Origin of the sequence: Clostridium coskatii (genome assembly GCF_001675205.1) — a bacterium.
Lineage (GTDB): Bacteria > Bacillota > Clostridia > Clostridiales > Clostridiaceae > Clostridium_B > Clostridium_B ljungdahlii.
Map to the genome: position 1 here is coordinate 12231 of NZ_LROR01000013.1, position 20959 is coordinate 33189.

The window sequence follows — 20959 nt, forward strand, 5'->3', positions numbered from 1 at the left end:
AGGTTTTAATATGGATGGTAATAATGAATAGTAGGGGTGGTTGTATTGTTTTCAGATAAGTTAAAAAGATATAGAAGAGATTTAGGACTTACACAAAGGGATTTAGGTAGGAAATTAGATTTATCAAAAGCAGCTATAGGCCAGCTAGAGACTGGTTTAAAGGAACCCTCTAGGATATTACTTGAAAAAATATATAAAATTAGTGGCAAAAATATGAATTGGTGGCTTGATAAAAATGAACAATTTAAATTTAACCAAACATTTAAATATACCATTTATCCAGATAATAAATACAAAGCTATTTTTCCCATATTATTTTCAGCTATTTTTTCGATAGTGCTAATATTTGCATTAACTGATAGGTCTAATACTTTAGAAGTATGTATTATATTTATTGCAGTACTCTTATGCTTAATGTGTACTGCCTACTATACTGTGTTAGCCTACTATTTATTTAAAAATAAAATTTATATTACTATAGAAGACAAATATATAGAAATAAAAAAAATTTCTACAACCAAAAGGGTGAACATAGCAAACATAACAGAAATAGAGTTTACAGTACGTGCTAGAGGCAGTTACCCAATGGTAATAATTAAGTGTGATAATAGTACAAAGTATTACTATAACGATTTATATTTTCCTCAGTCATGGTTTGCTAAGAAAGATATTAATAGTATGGTAGACAACTTGAAGAAGAGTAACGAAAATATATGGGTTATTGGACGAGGCAATATGTAAGAGTAAGGTAGGTGTTAGCAATGGTAACAATCGGATAAAAATAGTTCCTCCTGAAATAAGTATTTATTTTAATGCAGTAATTCAGGAGGATTTCAATATTTAGAGATAAAGTTACAACTTTTGCCTTTTTATATAATGGGTGTGAAGGAGATCATGAGCTTTTTTCCGCCTACATCTCCAATAAATTCTTTATATAGAGCTTGAACTTCAGGATTTTCATGAGATTTTCTGAGAGGTTTGTTTCTATCTTCTCTATATAAAGCATCCATTCGTTTCTTTACAATATCTAAATTTCCAAAGTGATACGGCTGACCTCCACCGTCAATACATCCTCCAGGACATGCCATTATTTCTATAGCGTGATATTTTGATTCACCAGATTCTATTTCCTCAAGAAGTTTTCTTGCATTACCAAGACCGTGAGCTACGCCAATGTTTATTTCTTTACCACCAATATTTATACTGGCTTCTTTAAGTCCATCAAGTCCTCTTACACCATGAAATTCTACTTCTTTTAAAGTCTCTCCAGTAATCCATTCATAAGCAGTTCTAAGAGCAGCTTCAATTACGCCGCCGGTAGTTCCAAATATTACAGAGGCACCTGTAGATTCTCCAAAAGGTTTATCAAAGTCTTCATCAGGAAGTTTATTAAAATCTATTCCTGCTTCCATTATCATATCTGCAAGCTCTCTTGTAGTAACTACAAGATCAACATTTTTATTACCTTCATATTGAAGCTCTTTTCTGCTTATTTCATATTTTTTTGCAATACATGGCATAACTGAAACTACTACAATTTTAGATGGATCAATATTTAATTTTTCTGCCATATATGTTTTTGCTAAAGTACCAAACATTATGTGTGGGGATTTACAAGTTGAAGGTATATCTAAAAGATCAGGAAATTGATGTTCTATAAATTTAACCCAGCTGGGACAGCAGCTTGTGAGTATTGGAAGTCTTCCACCATTTTGAAGTCTATCTATAAATTCATGAGCTTCTTCTAAAATAGTTACATCTGCTGCAAAATCGGTATCACATACCTTATCAAATCCCAATCTTCTAAGAGCAGATACCATTTTACCAGTTACAATAGTTCCAGGTTCCATACCGAATTTTTCACCTAAAGTAACTCTTATAGCAGGGGCAGTTTGAACTACTACATATTTATCAGGATCAGTTAGTACTTCCCATACCTTAGCTACATTACTAACTTGAGTTAATGCAGCAGTTGGACATACGGATACACATTGACCGCAAAATGTGCATTGCGTGTCAACCATAGGACGACCAAATGCAGGGGATACTACAGTTTCAAAGCCCCTATCAACTGCAGAGTAAACCTGACAGGTTTGAACTTCATTGCACATGGTTTCGCATCGTCTGCACATTATGCACTTATCCAGATTTCTATATAAAGCGCCACTGGAGGAATCCTTCTTATAATTAGACATAGCACCTTTATATCTTATTTTCCTTATACCTAATTCAGCAGCAATTAATTGAAGTTGACATTGGGTATTTTTTTCGCATACAAGACAGTCAGTAGGGTGATCTGACAGTAAAAGTTCTACCATAGTACGTCTTGCTTTTATAGCTCTGGCGCTGTTTGTTCTAACTATCATACCTTCGAAAGCTTCTGTAGAACATGAAGGTGCAAGATTTCGTCTACCTTCAATTTCAACAAGACAGACTCTGCAGGAGGAAGTTCTATTTACCATTTTTATATCGTGAAGATCAAGATAGCAGAGAGTAGGTATATTTATGTTTACTTTTTTTGCAGCGTTTAAAATTGTAGTGCCTTCTGGTACAGAAACTTTTATATCGTTTATAGTTAAATTCACCATTTTTACAAACTCCTTTCTTTAAATTGTTATTCTTTCGTAATAGCAGAAAATTTACAAGTACTACTACATGCACCACAATTTATACATTTTGATTTATCTATTACATGTGACTTTTTTATTTCTCCAGAAATAGCTCCTTTAGGGCATACCTTTGTGCAGGCTGTGCAGCCAATACATTTTTCAGAATTTATATTGTATTTTAAAAGTGCAGTGCAAACTCCAGCAGGGCAGCGTTTATCTTTTACATGGGCTACATATTCATCCCAGAAAAATTTCATTGTACTTATAATTGGATTAGGTGATGTTTGACCAAGACCGCATAGGGCTGAATCCTTTATTACATAGGATAAATCTTTTAACCCTTCAAGATGTTCCATGGTACCTTTTCCTTTAGTGATATCCTCTAAAATTTCTAAAAGTCTTTTATTCCCGATTCTGCAGGCAGTGCACTTTCCACAGGATTCATCTACACTAAATTGAAGATAAAATTTAGCTATGTTTACCATGCAATTATCTTCATCCATAACTATCATTCCACCAGAACCCATCATGGAGCCTATTTCAGTAAGGCTTTCGTAGTCAATGGCAGTATCTAAATGATCTGCAGGAATGCACCCGCCAGAAGGACCACCAGTTTGAACAGCCTTAAATTTTTTACCGCCGCGAATACCTCCGCCTAAATTATATATTATTTCACGTAAGGTTATGCCCATAGGTACCTCGACAAGGCCAACATTATTGATCTTGCCTGCTAAGGCAAAAACTTTGGTTCCTTTACTCTTTTCAGTTCCTATAGAACTAAACCACTTAGAACCTTTTAATATAATAGGGGGGATGTTTGCCAGAGTTTCTACGTTATTTATATTAGTTGGCTTTTTCCAGAGACCTATTTGGGAAGGAAAAGGGGGTTTTACTGTAGGCTCTCCACGTCCGCCTTCTATGGAATTTATGAGTGCAGTTTCCTCACCGCATATGAAAGCTCCGGCACCATATTTTAAATCTATATGGAATGAGAAATTAGTACCCAAAATATTATCACCCAATAACCCTAAATTATAAGCCTGCTTTAAAGCAATTTTTAATCTGTTAATTGCAAGAGGATATTCAGCTCTGATATAAATATAACCTTTATTTGCACCTATACAGTAACCTGCAATAGCCATAGCTTCAAGCACAGAATTTGGATCTCCTTCAAGTATGCTTCTATCCATAAAGGCACCGGGATCACCTTCATCAGCATTGCAGATCATAAACTTTGTATCAGATTTGGACTTTCTTGTCATTTCCCACTTTACGCCAGTAGGGAAGCCGCCGCCCCCTCTACCTCTTAAGCCGCTTTTTTTAATTTCATCAATTGTGCTGTCAGGTGTCATTTGTGTTAGAACTCTGCCTAAAGCTTCGTACCCATTCATTGCTATGTATTCTGTAATATCTTCAGGGTTTAAAAGGCCGCAATTTCTAAGAGCAATTCTTTCTTGATTTTTATAAAATGGAATATCCGTTTGTTTGGATATTTTTTCTTTAGTAATAGGGTCTCTATATAAAGCTTCATCAACTACTGTATTTTTGGCCATATGTTCATACACAATTAGCTTTGCTCTCTCGGTATTAACTTCAACATAAAAAACATTATCTGGTACAACTTTGACGATAGGTCCTTTCTCACAAAATCCAAAACATCCTGTAGAAATGACATCAACTGTATTTTCTAGACCTGCGTTTTTAATTTCAGTTTTAAGTATGTTGACTATATCTAAGCTTCTTGAAGCACGACATCCTGTTCCACCACATACAAGTAAAGTTCTTTTTGTATTTTTATCTGCATTATCATAAGTACGGTTTGCTATCTTAGCTTTATACTTTTCTCTTAAAGCTTTTAAATCTTCAAAGGATTTTATCTTATCCATATATTTTCCTCCACATAAATTTCTGATATTTATTTTAAGGTATATTGACTTAATATTCCTTTAACATCTTCGACCTTTACTTTTCCATGGACTGTTCCGTCAACTACAACTACTGGTGCAAGGCCGCAGGCTCCAACACATCTTAAAATATCTATAGTGAACAATCCGTCTTCTGTGGTAAATCCATCTTTTACTTTAAGCTGATTTCTAAATTCTTCTAAAATGTTTTCTGCACCCTTAACAAAACAAGCTGTACCCATGCATATGCTTATCACATGTTTACCCTTGGGCTTCATTGTAAAGTATGAATAGAAAGTAACTACACCAAATACTTTTGCTGCACTAATGTCAAGTTTATTTGCAATAAATGTTTGTAATTCTTCAGGAAGGTATCCAAATATATCCTGAGCTCTGTGAAGTACGCTTATAAGTGAACCTTCTTTTTCTTCCAAACTATCTATATAGGAAGATAATTCTTTTAGTTTTTCGTTATCTAATTTGCATACATCCATAATATTTCCTGCTGTGCCGCAGTTTTTTCACCATCTTTCATTTTATATTCTTAAGATAGTATTGGTAGTATGGGAGTTTTTTATTATATAGTCATCGGATAAAATAATAGACAATATATTGACAAATATAAAAAATATCATTAAACTGTAATAAGACAATATATTGTCTTATAGGAGGAAAAACTTTTATGGATACATATAGAGAAATATTTTTAATGGAACAAACCTATGCAACGTTATTTTCACTAGCCAATAAGCTTCAGGTAAGAGGAGATGAATACCTGGGAAATTTGACTTCAAGACAGTATATGACCATGGTTGCAATTGCCCATTTATCTGAAGGTAAGACTACCCTCAATAATATTGCAAGAAAGCTGGGTTCCACTAAGCAAAATGTAAAACAAATTGTTACTGTCATGCAGAAAAAGGGATATGTTGATATTGCACCTAATCTTGAAGATAGGCGTGCTGTCAATGTAATAATTACGGAAGCTGGAAAACAGGTATTGTATCAAGTTTCAGAAAGAGGAATATTTTTCATGGCACAGCTTTTTAAGGATTTTTCAACTGAAGAACTGGAAACTATTTGGGGAATGCTTAAAAAACTTTATCGATTTGATGGTGAAGAACAGGATGGTTTTGAAGAAGATAGTAATTTAAAGGTAGATGAAAGTCAGAAAGATGACGCAGCAAGAATATTAAAGGAGTTTGAAAATATAAGAAAAAATCAAAGAAAGGAGAGAAAAAACTATGAGAAATAAAAACAACAGGTTAATATGTACTTCTGAATATGTAAGGATTAATGGAATAGATCAGTTTCTGTATCATCTAGGAACAAGCTTTGATAATCCTGTGATGCTATTTTTGCATGGAGGGCCAGGTTCGGCAGAATCCTTATTTACAGGATTATTTCAAGATAGATGGGAAGAAATATATACTGTGGTTCATTGGGACCAAAGGGGTGCAGGGAAGACCCTAACTAAGAATCCAGATAAGCTTCCTACAATAGAGTTGATGCTTCAGGACTTATTTGAAGTTATCCAGTATCTTAAGAAAAAATATAACAAGAAAAAGATTGTTATATTTGGCCATTCTTGGGGAAGTGTTTTAGGATCAATATTTATTAGAAAGTATCCAGAAGAAGTGGAGTACTATATTGGTGCTGGGCAGGTTGTTGGTATGGTGGAAAATGAGCAGGTAGCCTATAACAAACTTAAAGAAATTATTGAGCAGGCAGGCGATAAAAAATCATTGAAGAAGCTTGAGAGTGTAGGCGAATATCCTGGCAGCAAAATTATTTTTGACAAAGAGTTTTTGGGAAAATGTAATATAGTTCATAAGCTTCTAGGTAAATACAAATTAGGTATGGAAATAGGCATTGATATATGGATAGCTGTGTTTAAAAGCCCCATTTTTAAATTCTCCGATATTACAGCATTTATGAAAATCTTTAAGGTAAATTCAAAAGTTCATAGTTTTCTTGGTGACTTCAATCTTCGTACAGAATCGAAAGAATATAAGGTGCCAGTATATTATATTTTGGGAGAAAGGGACTGGCAAGCTCCCAGTGTTGTAGCTGAAGATTATTTTAAAGATATAAAAGCGCCAAATAAAGATATATTCATAATTTCTGATGCAGGACATTTTTTGATGATGGATCAGCCTGACCTGGTTTTTGATGCATTATCAAAAATAAGTAAGAAAGAAAAAAGTATACAATATTCTAATAATTAAAATAAGTATTGACTCTCCAGTTACTGGATGCATTATTCTTTCAGGTAGAAGTTTGAAAGAGGTGTATATTACTACTACCTCAGAACTTAAGAAATATTCAAGGCTGGAGGTGTACCATGAGTACTAAGCTTAGAGAACTTATAATAAATGAAAGTATTAATGAAGAATCTGAAGATAATATGATTGTTATAAAAGGTGCAAAGCAGCATAATCTTAAAAACGTTTCTTTGAAACTGCCAAAGAATAAACTCATTGTATTTACTGGAGTCAGTGGAAGTGGTAAATCTACTTTAGTATTTGATATAATACACGCTGAAGCACAACGAAGATTTATAAAAGGTTTATCCACCTTTGCAAAAAGAAGTGTGGGAAAAATTGAAAAGCCAAAGGTTGAATATATTTCAGGCTTAACCCCATCCCTTGCCATAGAGCAAAAAAGTGTAAGCAGCAATCCGCGCTCTACCGTTGGAACCTTGACGGAAATTTCTGATTACCTGCGTCTTTTATATTCCAGAATAGGGATTAGAACCTGTGAAAATTGTAAAACGGAAATAAAAACACTGCTTTATAAAAATAGCAAAAGTGAATGTCCTAACTGTCATACCTTTATTAAACCTCTCATGTCAGCACATTTCAGTTCCAATACTCCTCAGGGAATGTGCCCTCATTGTAAGGGGCTTGGTGTCACGCAGGAAGTGGATTTAAAGCTTTTAATTGGTGATGAAAGCTTAAGTATTTTAGATGGGGCTGTTAATTGGTTTGGAAATCTTAGAGAAAATAATAAAACTACATGGCCAACAGGACCTTTAGATATTGTATTTGATCATTATAATTTAGATATTGAAACACCCTGGAGAGATTTACCTAAGAGTTTTCAAGATGTAATACTGTATGGATCAGGAGAAGAAAAGTTAGAGTATCCATCTATAATGGGAGGTAAAACTACACTTAAACCTGTTAAAGGAATTGTTACCGAGTTAACTAGACTTTATTATGAAACAGATTCCGAGGTAACAAGAAAAAAGTATGCACAATTTATGAGCTTCGATACTTGCAGTGTCTGCAAGGGTACAAAACTATCAAAAGAAGCGAATAGCGTCAGGATAGGAAAAAGAACAATATCGGAGGTTTCAGATATGTCTGTGAGAGAAGCTTTAAGCTTTATCAAAGATGTATATGAACATGCTCCGAATTCTATATTCAAGATGTCAAAGGAAATAATTTTGGAGATATATAAAAGATTATCTTTTTTAAATGATGTTGGTCTCCATTATTTATCTTTAAGCAGGAGTGCACCTACCTTATCTGGAGGTGAAGGCCAAAGGGTGAGACTGGCTGCCCAGCTTAGCAGTGAGATTACAGGTATAATTTATGTTTTAGATGAGCCATCAACAGGACTGCATCCCCGTGATTTAGAAAAGCTAGTAAGTACACTTTTAAAGTTAAGAGATAAGGGGAATACAGTAATTGTTGTAGAACATGATGAAGAAATAATGAAGCATGCAGATTATATTGTGGATATAGGCCCTTATGCAGGGGTTTTAGGTGGAGAAATAATAGCACAGGGAAGCTTAGATGCTATTAAAAATAATAGTAATTCACTAACGGGAAAATATTTGATTAAAACTTTAAAAGTCAATGATACTATGTATAACAATTTAGAAAATAATAGATTCCTTATAATAAAAGGTGCAGATTTAAATAATTTAAGAAGCGTTACAGCACATTTCAGGTTAAATACATTAAATGTTGTAGCAGGAGTCAGTGGTAGTGGAAAAAGCAGCTTAATAAGCAGAACTTTAAAACCTCTTTTAGAAAATTTATTAAATAAAGCGGATAATAAAGTAGAACATTACAGCGAAATTTTAGGATATGAAAACTTAGATAAGGTCATAAATGTTTCACAAGAGCCTATAGGAAGAACTCCAAGATCTAATCCAGCTACTTATATAGGAGTGTTTGATAAAATACGAAAAGTCTTTGCAAATACAAAATATGCTAAGGAGCACCATATGAGCTTTGATTATTTCAGCTTTAACTCAGTAAAAGGAAGATGCCCCTATTGTGAAGGTCAGGGTCAGATAAAAATAGAAATGCACTTTTTACCAGATGTATGGATAGAGTGTGATGAATGTGAAGGCAGGAGATTTAAAGAAGAAGTGCTTAAAAATGAGATCAATGGAAAGAATATTGCTGACGTGCTGGACATGGATGCAAATGAGGCATCAGAATTTTTTAAAGATTACAAAGATATACATTTAATTCTTGAAGTTTTAAAAGAAGTAGGACTTGGATATATAAAGCTTGGTCAAAGTGCCACAACCTTAAGTGGAGGAGAGGCTCAAAGAGTAAAACTTGCAAAGGAACTCAGCAGAAAAGCTAAAGGAAAGACTGTATATATCTTTGACGAGCCTACAAATGGACTGCATTTTCATGATGTGTCCCAACTGCTTGTTATTTTTGATAAACTTCTTAGATCAGGGCATACTCTTATAGTTATAGAACATAATTTGGATGTTATAAAAGCAGCAGGATGGATAGTAGATATGGGGCCAGAAGGTGGAAAAGATGGAGGTAAAGTTATTGCAGAAGGCACTTTGAAAGATATTATTGAGTCAAAGAAAAGCTTTACTGGAAGAGCTATTAAGCAAATGGAAAGTATAAAAAATTTAACAAGATGTTGAATAGACATCAGATAAAGATATGACATAACGCCAACTTATTGTAATCAGTGAGTTGGCGTCTTTAATTTGCTAGAAATATTCTTAAGTATGAAAATGGAAAATAATTTCTTGAATCAGGTGTATTAAATGTTGTATTATTAAATAAATGTAACAATTAAGTTAACACGTTTACATATTTGCAATAATTAGCCAGCAAAATAAAAAGTATAGGACGCCTCAAAGACGCTTATGGATTTTGTTATCTGGAGAAAGCTTATAATTTTGTAATGGAAAAGAGATGTGATGTTTTTGAAGATAAACTATTATTTTAGTTTGCTACTATTATTGTCTACATTAGTGCTACTTTGTATAGGGTATTTTTCTTGGAAAAGAAATAAGCCATATGTTTGGATGTTTTTACTTCCAGTTTCAATTTATGAATTTGGATATGCATTTGAAATATTATGTACAAGTATTGAAAAAGTAAAGTTTTGGATTAAATTTGAATATTTAGGATTGCCTTTTTTAGGAGTTCTTTGGTTAATTGGTGTACTTAATTTTACTGGGTACAGGGAGAAAATTAAGAAGAGTACTTTAATATTACTATATATTATACCTATTATTGTGTTAATAATGAATTATACAAATGATTTCCATCATTTGTTTTACAAAAAATTATATATGGATACTCATGGTCCTTTTCCTATTGTAGGAATAGTAGAAGGACCCTGGTATTGGGTAAATATTGCATATACATATGCTCTAATGCTTATAGGTTTATTAATTTTTATAATAGCTTATTTTAAAGCGGTAACAATTGTAAAAAAACAGATATTATTTTTAATAGTGGCCTGGATAATTCCCTGGATTTCAGATGTTATCTATATGTTGAAATTACTGCCATTTGATGTGGATCTATGTCCACTTGTACTATCTATTTCAGGGGTAATGTGCAGCTTTGCTATATTAAAATTTAAATTTTTAAAACTTACACCAATAGCAATGGAGAAAGTTTTTTCCAATATGTCAGAAGGCGTTATAATATTAGATTATGAAAATAATATAGTTAATCTTAATAAAGCATCAAAGAATATTATTCCAGAACTGAAGGACATAGAAGCAGGGGACAAAAAAATTGATGAAGTATTGAAGAAATATGAAACAATACTAAAGGTTTTAAATAGTGACTTTTATAATGAAAGTTTAATAAGTATAAAAGATAAAGAGCAATTAAAATATTATAAATTAAATATTAGTAATGCATATGAAAAAGATAGTGAAATAATTGGAAAAATATTAATTTTTACTGATATTACTGAAATTGAGCTGCAGAGGGAAAAATTATCTGAGCTTAATACTTTTAAGGATAGACTATTCACTATAGTTTCACATGATATTAAATCTCCAATAGGTGTTTTATTAAGCTTGTTAGAACTTTTAGAAGATGAGGAGGATATTTACAAAGAAGAAAATAAAGAAATATTATATCAGATTAAAGAGAATACCAGAAGTACTTATGAAATGGTTGAAAATCTGCTTCAATGGTTTAGAAGTCAAATAGATGGGGTAATTTGCAATAATCTTTCATGGAAACTTTTAGATATAGCCATGAATTCTCTAGAATCTTTAAAACAAAAGGCTGAATTGAAGAAAATAAGTATATCTTATGAAATTCCACAGGATATTCTTGTTTATACAGATAGAGAGATGCTTGAAATTGTATTAAGAAATCTTTTTTTAAATGCAATAAAGTTTACCAATACTGGCGGAACTATAAAGATACTGGCACAGGAATTTGAAGGAATAGTTACCATAGCTGTCAGTGATAATGGTATAGGAATAGAAGAGGAGAAAATAGAAAACTTATTTAACAATTCTGGTTGTTGTCATACTACTTTTGGAACTTCAGGAGAAAGAGGTACAGGCGTTGGTTTAATGATTTGTAAGGAATTTATTGAAAAAAATAACGGTAGAATATGGGTACAAAGTACTGTAGGTAAAGGAAGTACATTTTATTTTACAATTTTATCAGGTAAAAGTTACCTAAATACTTAAACAGATTGGCAGGTGCATAAATTTATGAAAGTTATTCTTGTTGATGATGATAAAGCCATGATTCTTATCCTTAAAAGAATTTTAAACAAAATTGAAGGCGTTGAGATAGTAAATACATTTGATAGTTCAAGGGATGTGTTGGAATTTATAAAAAATTGTAATATAGATATGATATTTTTGGATATAAATATTCCAGGAGAAAATGGGGTAGGTCTGGCCAGAAAGATATTGGAGACAAGTCCTTCCACGGATATTGTGTTTATTACATCATATAGAGAATACGCGGTGGAAGCTTTTGATATATGTGCTTTTGATTATATTGTAAAACCTATTTTAGCAGAACGGCTGCAGCGTACTATACGGAGAGCCTTTGAAAAAAGAGAATTATTAACTGAAAAAGCTTCGGTAAAAGAAAAAAATATTTCAGTTTATCTTTTTGGAGGTATAGATGTAAATAGCAAAAGTTTAGGTACTGTAAAATGGCTCTCTTCTAAGAGCAGGGAACTCTTTGTATATCTTCTTGTAAAAGAAGGGTGGAATATATCAAAGAACATAATCATAGAAGATATATTTCAGGGCATGCCCTTAAAAAATGCCGAAAACTATCTAAAAACTGCTGTGTATCAACTTAGAAAAGCTCTTCAGCCCCATGATTCAAATTCACTGCTTATATCAAGTAATGGGACGTATAAGCTGGAATGCAGTGATTTTTATGTGGATTTTATGTATTTTAGAGAAAAAATTAAGAAATTTAATAAAATAGATTCATCAAACCTTCAAGAGGCTTTAGCTGTAGAGAAAATTTATGTTGGGGATTTACTAGGAGATATGGTATATTATTGGAGTATCGCAGAAAGAGAAAAATATCTAAATCATTATTTTAATTTATTAGAAAAACTAGGAAAGTATTATTTTAATAATGGTGATATGGTACAAGCTTCTTATATTTTAAAAAAATTGATTAAAATCAATCCACTTAGAGAGGAGCCTAATTGTATTCTTATGAATATATTTGCAGTGCAAAAGGATAAAAAATCATTAATGAAACATTATGAAAGCTATGTAAGAATGCTAAAAAGGGAACTTGATATATGTCCAGAAGCAGCTATGACAGATTTGTATGGAAAGCTTATAAATAGCTTTAATAATTAGGTTTAGTAAATATAAATGAGGCATTAGATTGATTCTGATACCTCGTTTTTCTTTTACTTTTCTTTTACTTCCATGTTGTAGAATAAATTATAATGGAGTATTTGCTAAAATCGGAAAGAGCAATAAAAATTTAAGTTAGTAAAATATAGTAAAAATTAGCTTTGACGGCTTTCTGTGGAAACTCTATTCATGTAAAGGGGGATGATAAAATAATTATATTTTTAAGTAATAATGTAATACAAAATAAGACCTAAAGGTTTAGAAGAAAGGAGAGATATTAATTAATGGAAGTTCAAATCAAGAAAGTATTTTTTATTTCCTTGTTATGTTTGTTTACAGTAAGCATACTTTCAGTATTTACTTCAGCTAGTGTACATGCAGCAGAAGAGACTGTATCAGGAGGTACACCAACAGTGACATCAGTAAGTCCAAGTATAGGTACAGCATTAGGAGGAACAAGTGTAACTATTAAAGGAACAGGATTTACTGGAACAAAAGTGGTGAATTTTGGAACTACTGAGGTAAAAAGTTTTTCAGTTGTAAGTGATACAGAAATTGTAGTAACAGCACCTATAGCATTTTTTCAAGATAGAAGAAGTACAGTAGATATAACAGTAGGGTATTATGATTCTAAACCAGCGACAAGTAGTAATGACCAATTTACTTATGTTCCAGCACCATCATTTACGTCAATTAGTCCCAATAAAGGTGCAGGGTCAGGAGGCACTAGCGTAACTATTATAGGAACATTTTTTAATGGGGCAACAGCTGTGAATTTTGGGGATATTCCGGCAACAAGTTTTTCGGTTGTAAGTGATACAGAAATTACAGCAATAGTACCAGCAGCACCAGTATATGAACCTCAAGCTGGATATGGAATAGATGTACGAGTAACTACCCCTTATGGTACCAGTCCTATGAATTTTTGGGATGTATTTAATTATGATCCAGCACCACAACCAGTAGTGGTTGGAGTATCTCCATATAATATAGATATAGTACAAGGTACCACAAAACAATTTTCAGCAACAATAGTATCTGGGGCAGAAAACCCTCAAACATATCAATGGAGTGTTTCAGGTGATAGAGGAGGCCCTGCAACTTCAAAATTATCAATAGATCAGAATGGATTATTAAGCGTAGCAGCAGATACGCCACTAGGATGGTATCAAGTTTCGGCTTTGCCAATTGGCTTATCGGGAGGTGGAGGTGCAAGATTTAGAGTAGTATCACCATCAGGAACATCACCAGTAAATAAAATTTCAATAACTCCAGATAGTGCCAACGTAACAAAAGGTGGAACTGTGCAATTAAAAGCAGCAGTAGATGTGACAGGAGGAGCAGATCAAACAGTAACTTGGGGAAGTGAAGATTACACTGGAATGGTAACAGTAGATCAAAATGGTAAAGTAACAGTATCTTCAAGTACACCTCCAGGAGATTATATAATTTATGCAAAGGCAGCAGCTGATAATAGCAAAACAGCATTTACAAAAATTACAGTACCACCATCATCAGGAACAGCAGCAGTAACCTTGGTAAGTCCTACTAATGTTAATGTACCACAAGGTGGATCATTACAATTGGTAGCAGTAGATGGTACAGGGGCATCAAAAACAGTACAGTGGCGTTCTGAGGATGAAAATAGAAAAGTAAATGTAGATCCAATAGTAGATGAAAATGGACAACCAAAGGCATCTCCAACAATAAAAATAACTGTGGATCCAACTGCAGAATTAGGTGATTACGTAATTTTAGCATATTCATCTGCAGACAATACTATAGGAGTTTCAAGGATTACAGTAACAGCATCAGGGGCAAGTACAGTAACAGTAGCCGAAGGTTCAGTAAGTGAAGCGACAGCAGGAGACAGCAAGATAACAGGCTTAACTATAGGAAGCAAATACAAAGTAACAGTAGACGGAGCAGTAAAGTATGTGAAAGCAGATGGAACATTATCAGATAATGAAACAGATGCAGCAGCATTGACAGGAACAGAAATAACAGGCTTGACAAATGGAAAGAGCTATAAAGTAGAAGCGTATGTACCAAGTCAAGCAAATGCATCTGTAGAAATGGATACCATAGTATCTTCTGGACTGAGTAATCCATTGGGAGTAGCAGTGGACAGCACTGGAAATGTGTATATTGCTGATACAGATAACCAGTCGATAAAGAAATTGGATACGTCAGGACATATTACAACCTTAGTCTCTTCTGAATTGAATTATCCATCTGAAGTAGCAGTGGACAGCATTGGAAATGTGTACATTGCTGATACAAATAACAATGCAATAAAGAAATTGGATACATCAGGACATATGACAACCTTAGTCTCTTCTGGATTGAATCGTCCAAATGGAGTAGCAGTGGACAGCGCTGGAAATGTGTATATTGCTGATACATTTAACAGAGCAATAAAGAAATTGGATACATCAGGACATATGACAACCTTAGTCTCTTCACCTCCTGGATTGATGTTTCCATTGATGACTCCATGTGGAGTAGCAGTGGACAGCATTGGGAATGTGTATATTGTTGATAGAGATATGATGGCAGTAGATAAATTGGATACATCAGGACATATGACAACCTTAGTTTCTTCTGGATTGTGGGTTCCGCAGGAAGTAGCAGTAGACAGCACTGGGAATTTGTATATTACTGATTCGCAGCTAAGAATAATAATGAAAGTGGATACATCAGGAAATACGACAACCTTAGCATCTTCAGTATCTTCTGGATTGAATGCACCATATGGAGTAGCAGTGGACAGCACTGGAAATTTGTATATTACTGATAACAATACAGTAAAGAAATCTGTGCTGACGCAAAATTCCACAATCAATCCGACAATAAGGAGTTTTGATAAGAATACTGCAAAGCAGACAGATGTAAGTACTACATTAAGTTTAAATGGAAATACTCTTACAAGTATTACAAATGGAGCAACTGCATTAGTAAAGGATGTTGATTATACAACAAGTGGAAGTGCAATAAATATAAGTAAGGATTACCTGGCAAAACAAGGTACAGGAACAACAACTTTAACCTTTAACTTTAGTGCAGGAAATCCACAAAACTTGGCAATTACAGTAACAGATACAACACCAGTAATAAATGTAACAGTAGCAGAAGGTTCAGTAAGTGGAGCAACAGCAGGAGATAGTAAGATAACAGGCTTAACTATAGGAAACAAGTACAAAGTAACAGTAGACGGAGCAGTAAAATATGTAAAAGCAGACGGAACATTATCAGACAATGAATCAGATGCAGCAGCATTGACAGGAACAGAAATAACAGGCTTGACAAATGGAAAGAGCTATAAAGTAGAAGCATATGTACCAAGTCAAGCAAGCACAGTAACAGTAGCAGATGGTTCAGTAAGTGGAGCAACAGCAGGAGACAGCAAAGTAACAGGCATAGCTGCAGGAAATAAATACAAGGTAACAGTAGACGGAGTAGTAAAATATGTAAAAGCAGATGGAACATTATCAGACAATGAATCAGATGCAGCAGCATTGACAGGAACAGAAATAACAGGCTTGACAAATGGAAAGAGCTATAAAGTAGAAGCATATGTACCAAGTCAAGCAAGCACAGTAACAGTAGCAGATGGTTCAGTAAGTGGAGCAGTAGCAGGAGACAGCAAAGTAACAGGCTTAACTATAGGAAGCAAATATAAGGTAACAGTAGATGGAGCAGTAAAATATGTAAAAGCAGATGGAACATTATCAGATAATGAATCAGATGCAGCAGCATTGATAGGAACAGAAATAACAGGTTTGACAAATGGAAAGACATACAAAGTAGAAGCATACACACCTCCATCTGGAAACTCATTTTCAATACAGGTTACAGGAAAACCAGTAGAAACAGTAAATGAGTTAGATGTAACACCAAATATGACAGGTGGATATCACTTTAAACTTCCAAATGAAACAAGGGATGCTCTATTAAGTGATGTTAATTCAGTAAATACAGATAAAGTTGATGTAACTATAAGCAAAGGAAGCAAAAGTATAAGTGGAGAATTTCCAAAGACTAATATAACCGATGAAAATTTGATAGCTGGTGTAGTACTTCCAGTTACTGTATCAAGTCCTATTATTGTAGCTGGAAACACTATTACTTCAGGAAACTATAATGTAAGCATAAAAATGATTCCGGGAAGTACAGAAAGTGATTTCGATATAGCTTTTATATCAAAGCCAGATTCTCATAGCGGCGGAAGTTCTGGTAGTTCATCAGGAGGTACTTCGGATCAAACTACTGTTACAGGTAATGTAGTGGAAGGAAATTCACAAAGTCAAGTTTCAAATATAACAGCTAGTGTAACTACTGACAGCAGTGGTAACAAAACAGTTTCAATGAAGGCTTCAGAGATAGCAGCATTAAAAGCACCAGATGGAACTGTAAGTGGTTTAACAGATGTTTCAAAATTAAGTATTACCACAGATAAAGGAACACCGGTTACAATTGGAACTGACGGAACAGTTAAAATTGAAAGCTTAGCAAAAGGAACAACTAACAACTTTAATTTAACTTATGATTTAGGAAATGGACAGAAGATTGTTATAGGAACGATGGAAGTTAATGTTGGAACAGACGGAAAAGTAGGCTTACAAAGTAAGCTAATTGACCCTTATGGAATAATAACAGATGTATCTACAGGGAAACCTATAGAAGGAGCAAATGTAACACTATATTATGCAAACACAGATAGAAATAAAGCTGCAGGGAAGAAAGCAGATACAGAAGTACCACTGCCTGGCATAGATGGATTTAAACCTAATAATAACAAGAATCCACAAGTAAGCGACAGCAATGGAGCCTATGGATTCATGGTATTTCCAAATTCAGATTACTACGTAGTAGTAAATAAAGATGGGTACTATAAATATGTAAGTCCTACAATTTCTGTAGAAAAGGAAATCGTAAAATGGGATATAAGAATGAATAAAGAAGATGCTTCAAGTAAAGTAACAGGAGTACAGCGTTTGTCCGGACAAAATAGGATAGATACAGCTTTAGATATTGCAAAGGCAGCTTATCCAGGGAAAATTTCAAATGTAGTAATTGCTTCAGCACAAGATTATCCAGACGCTTTGTCAGGAAGTGTACTATCATACAAATTAAATGCCCCAATGCTGCTTGTAGGAAGTACAGATGAAGATCAGCAAAAAGTAATATCTTATATTAAATCCTGCATGGATAATACAGGTTCGGTTTATATGCTTGGAGGAAACGGAGCAGTAAGCAAAGGATTTGAAGATAAAGTTACAGCTAATGGTTTTAAGAATATTACAAGACTAGGTGGAGCAGACAGATATGAAACTTCAGAAAAGATAGCAGAAAAGTTAAATGTAAATAAAGAAACTCCTGTAGTTATAGTTTCGGGAGAGGATTATGCAGATGCAGCTTCAATATCTAATATAGCAGCAGTAAACCAATATCCTATTTTATTAGTTAGAAAAAATGAAATTTCAGATACAATAAAGAAAGAAATTTCAACTATAAATCCAACTAAAGTATTTATTATAGGATTGCAGGGATCAATAGACACAGAAGTTGAGAATACTGTTGCACAGATTATACCAATAGAGAAGTCAAATATTACGAGAATAGGTGGATCAGACCGTTATGAAACTTCTCTTGAAGTAGGAAAGTATTTTAAGTTAGATGGAAATGAAGCATGTATAGCATCGGGTAATAATTTTCCGGATGCACTTGCTGGAAGCATATATGCTGGAAAGCATAATGCCCCAATCGTTTTAGTTAATACAGGATTGTCAGATAACCAAACTTCATATTTGAAAGATAGAAAATTATCTGGAGCAACCATATTTGGTGGAGAGGGTGTAGTAGATAAGAATATTGAACAACAGATATCTCAAATAATTGGTAAGTAATTAATAGACTCCCATTAACTTTAAAAAGGTTAATGGGAGTTAAAAAAATTTTGTCTAAATTTAATCAAAAATTACCAGTATATAATAAAAACAAAAAGGTTACTATAATAGCATAGGGTATATAACAGTTGAGTCAAGATTTATATGTGCTTCAATTAGAGGTATATATGAATCGGCCAACGATTGTATATAGGTTATTGTACAAATAGCTTATATATGGTCAGAGGGAAGATTCTATATTGTGGGGAAAAGCTTTAATATAGTTGATTAAAGTTGATTATATTAAGGTTCAAACTTATGATATAGGGTCGAGCTAAAATTATATGAGGTGTTGAGATGGTTATATATAGCCGAGAGGTTGTATATAGTTGTGTAGATATTTTATATAGTCGAGGAAACCATCATTATAGGTGGTGAACTGCTTTATTATGGTGGAAACATCATAATAAGGTGATATATGTTATCTATAATGGTGCAACTTAGATTATTATGTGCTCTACTATATAAGAGCTATAAGTGGATTTTAATTAATCTATTTATAGTTCTTTTTATTTAAAAAATGAAGACTGATTAAAGGCATTTTTGTTATTTTGTTACTTTGCATCTTTATTTAACTAATAGTATTATAAAAATGTAAATTATCCAAAAAATATATAACATTAACAATTATGTTTATTGATATAATATTATCTTATTTTGCAGAGGAGGATAATAATCGAAGAAAAAGTAATAGAAGAAAAAATAGTGGAAGAAGAAATAATTAAACAAGGAGATATGAAATATTATATAATAGAGACAATGATATTTGTGATAGTATCTTCAATAACTTGGCTTTTATCACGTTAGATAATTTGAGGGCAAGTTATTACAAACTTGATTATTTGTATAAATGTTTGTTGTGGAAATGTTCTATGACATCATCTAGAGTTGAAATGGAAATATGTATAGACACGAAACCTAAGGTGTGAGGCACTTTTAGTTTAAGCTTAGGTTTCATGTATGTCCAAATAAATTCATCTATTGTAAATTTACACGTTTTCAGCAATATAGTAAATTAAATTTTCTGTATCCTCCCAGCCCAGGCATGGATCTGTTATGGATTTTCCATAAATATTATCATTTACGTCTTGCTTACCTCCTACAAGATAGCTTTCAATCATAAATCCTTTAATCAATTTTTTTAGCGTAGAATTATATTTTCTACTCATTAATACTTCTCTTGCAATTCTCGGTTGTTCCTTATAAAGCTTCATTGAATTTGCATGATTTGTATCTACAATAATAGCAGGATTTAATAATCCTTGTTTTTCATATTCATTAGCAAGATAAGTCAGGTTTTCATAATGATAATTTGGAATGTTTCTGCCATAAGAGTCTACTGCTCCTCTTAAAACAGCATGTGCAAGAGGGTTTCCACTTGTTTTAATCTCCCAACCATCATAAATAAAAGAATGTCCAAGCTGTGCTGCTTTAATGGAATTTAACATTACATGAATATCTCCACTGGTGGGATTTTTCATTCCTACAGGCATGTCAATACCGCTTACAGTAAATCTATGTTGTTGATCTTCTACTGAACGAGCTCCAACTGCATGATAACTTAACATGTCTGAAAGATATTTATAATTTTCAGGATACAGCATTTCATCAGCAGCAGGCATATGAAATTCACTTAATGCTTTTATATGCATCCTTCTAATTGCTCTTATTCCTTCAACTAAATCTGGCTTTTTATGTAGATCTGGTTGATGAGCCATTCCTTTATATCCTTCACCAGTGGTTCTTGGCTTATTTGTATATATTCTAGGTATAATGATAATACAGTCCTTTACTTTTTCTTGAACTTTTGCAAGCTTTCCAATGTATTCGCAAACAGAATCTTCGTTATCTGCAGAACAGGGCCCTATTATAAGAAGAAATTTGTCATCTTCATTTTGAAAAATTTTTTTTATTTCAATATCTCTATTTTTTTTAATTTCTTTAATATGATTTGGCAGAGGCATTTCTTGTATAATTTCCTGTGCTGTAGGTATTTTTTTAATAAATTCCATACTCATATTTTTAAATCCTTTCTTTAAGATATTTATATGATTTAAGTTTCAATTTATGTAATTATATCATCTAGTTTTTTTATGTCAATATAAACTTAAAGCTAAAATGCTATATTTGCACTTTAGCTTTAAATTTAGATATTTCTAGACCATTTCACTTTTTTCTTCAAGCTTGGAATACATTTTCTCCTGCTGCTTGGTCGTAAATTGAAAGTAAATTTCTGTATTAGTAACAGATCTATGTCCGAGCCACCATTGCAGTTCTTTTATATCCATATCGGACTCTGCTAAATGAACTGCTGTAGTATGTTTTAGAGCATGAAAATGATATTTACTCTTATCATGAATATTAGAGTAAGAACAATATTTTTTCATAAGATAATCAAGA

At 33.1% G+C, this 20959-nt stretch carries 12 protein-coding genes and 1 pseudogene; 8 read left to right on the forward strand and 5 right to left on the reverse strand.

All coding sequences use genetic code 11. The features are described from left to right. The first annotated feature begins 36 nt into the window (after positions 1–36). A complete protein-coding gene (locus CLCOS_RS00115) occupies positions 37–741 on the forward strand; it encodes a helix-turn-helix domain-containing protein (protein WP_242867030.1) in 705 nt (234 codons plus the stop codon). A gap of 111 nt (positions 742–852) precedes the next feature. On the opposite strand, the pseudogene CLCOS_RS00120 reads toward CLCOS_RS00115, so the two are convergent. The 3 genes and pseudogenes from CLCOS_RS00120 to CLCOS_RS00130 form a co-directional block, all read right to left on the reverse strand. Next, positions 853–2588, reverse strand: a pseudogene (locus CLCOS_RS00120) (NADH-dependent [FeFe] hydrogenase, group A6). Between the two features lie 26 nt (positions 2589–2614). Beyond that, on the reverse strand, positions 2615–4495 hold the full coding sequence (locus tag CLCOS_RS00125) for an NADH-quinone oxidoreductase subunit NuoF (RefSeq protein WP_063602416.1): 1881 nt from the start codon (positions 4493–4495) through the stop codon (positions 2615–2617). Positions 4496–4524: 29 nt separating this feature from the next. Next, positions 4525–5007, reverse strand: coding sequence for a complex I 24 kDa subunit family protein (locus CLCOS_RS00130; protein ID WP_013238137.1), 483 nt, complete (start codon positions 5005–5007; stop codon positions 4525–4527). Between the two features lie 188 nt (positions 5008–5195). Between CLCOS_RS00130 and CLCOS_RS00135 the strand changes: the two genes are divergently transcribed. The 7 genes from CLCOS_RS00135 (at position 5196) to CLCOS_RS22205 (ending at position 19366) form a co-directional block, all read left to right on the forward strand. Continuing rightward, positions 5196–5768 carry a MarR family winged helix-turn-helix transcriptional regulator gene (locus CLCOS_RS00135; RefSeq protein WP_063602417.1) on the forward strand — a complete coding sequence of 191 codons (573 nt, stop codon included), beginning with the start codon at positions 5196–5198 and terminating at the stop codon, positions 5766–5768. Continuing rightward, on the forward strand, positions 5758–6741 hold the full coding sequence (locus tag CLCOS_RS00140; protein ID WP_063602418.1) for an alpha/beta fold hydrolase: 984 nt from the start codon (positions 5758–5760) through the stop codon (positions 6739–6741). Before CLCOS_RS00135 ends, CLCOS_RS00140 begins: the two co-directional genes overlap by 11 nt. Positions 6742–6920: 179 nt before the next feature. Then, on the forward strand, positions 6921–9425 hold the full coding sequence (uvrA, locus tag CLCOS_RS00145; RefSeq protein ID WP_063602423.1) for an excinuclease ABC subunit UvrA: 2505 nt from the start codon (positions 6921–6923) through the stop codon (positions 9423–9425). A gap of 288 nt (positions 9426–9713) precedes the next feature. After that, on the forward strand, positions 9714–11459 hold the full coding sequence (locus CLCOS_RS21230; protein ID WP_343217883.1) for a sensor histidine kinase: 1746 nt from the start codon (positions 9714–9716) through the stop codon (positions 11457–11459). A 24-nt stretch (positions 11460–11483) separates the two neighbouring features. Then, the gene (locus CLCOS_RS00155; RefSeq protein WP_063602419.1) at positions 11484–12611 is read left to right on the forward strand and encodes a response regulator; all 1128 of its coding nucleotides are present in this window, start codon (positions 11484–11486) and stop codon (positions 12609–12611) included. Between the two features lie 284 nt (positions 12612–12895). Continuing rightward, entirely contained in the window at positions 12896–18520 is a 5625-nt protein-coding gene (locus CLCOS_RS00160) for a cell wall-binding repeat-containing protein (RefSeq protein WP_063602420.1), read from the forward strand. 696 nt (positions 18521–19216) lie between these two features. Next, on the forward strand, positions 19217–19366 hold the full coding sequence (locus tag CLCOS_RS22205; RefSeq protein WP_193756600.1) for a hypothetical protein: 150 nt from the start codon (positions 19217–19219) through the stop codon (positions 19364–19366). Between the two features lie 182 nt (positions 19367–19548). On the opposite strand, the gene CLCOS_RS00165 is transcribed toward CLCOS_RS22205, so the two are convergent. Together CLCOS_RS00165 and CLCOS_RS00170 are read right to left on the reverse strand one after the other, a co-directional pair. After that, a complete protein-coding gene (locus CLCOS_RS00165) occupies positions 19549–20577 on the reverse strand; it encodes a 3-deoxy-7-phosphoheptulonate synthase (RefSeq protein ID WP_063602421.1) in 1029 nt (342 codons plus the stop codon). Between the two features lie 138 nt (positions 20578–20715). Continuing rightward, on the reverse strand, positions 20716–20959 hold a 244-nt coding region (locus CLCOS_RS00170), incomplete at its 5' end, for a site-specific integrase (RefSeq protein ID WP_153042888.1).

What these genes read in the sequence shown, in the direction of transcription:
- CLCOS_RS00125 (WP_063602416.1), bottom strand. Translation starts at nt 4,495, where the DNA reads ATGGATAAGATAAAATCCTTTGAAGATTTAAAAGCTTTAAGAGAAAAG.
- CLCOS_RS00130 (WP_013238137.1), bottom strand. Translation starts at nt 5,007, where the DNA reads ATGGATGTATGCAAATTAGATAACGAAAAACTAAAAGAATTATCTTCC.
- CLCOS_RS00135 (WP_063602417.1), top strand. Translation starts at nt 5,196, where the DNA reads ATGGATACATATAGAGAAATATTTTTAATGGAACAAACCTATGCAACG.
- CLCOS_RS00140 (WP_063602418.1), top strand. Translation starts at nt 5,758, where the DNA reads ATGAGAAATAAAAACAACAGGTTAATATGTACTTCTGAATATGTAAGG.
- uvrA (WP_063602423.1), top strand. Translation starts at nt 6,921, where the DNA reads ATGATTGTTATAAAAGGTGCAAAGCAGCATAATCTTAAAAACGTTTCT.
- CLCOS_RS00155 (WP_063602419.1), top strand. Translation starts at nt 11,484, where the DNA reads ATGAAAGTTATTCTTGTTGATGATGATAAAGCCATGATTCTTATCCTT.
- CLCOS_RS00160 (WP_063602420.1), top strand. Translation starts at nt 12,896, where the DNA reads ATGGAAGTTCAAATCAAGAAAGTATTTTTTATTTCCTTGTTATGTTTG.
- CLCOS_RS00165 (WP_063602421.1), bottom strand. Translation starts at nt 20,577, where the DNA reads ATGAGTATGGAATTTATTAAAAAAATACCTACAGCACAGGAAATTATA.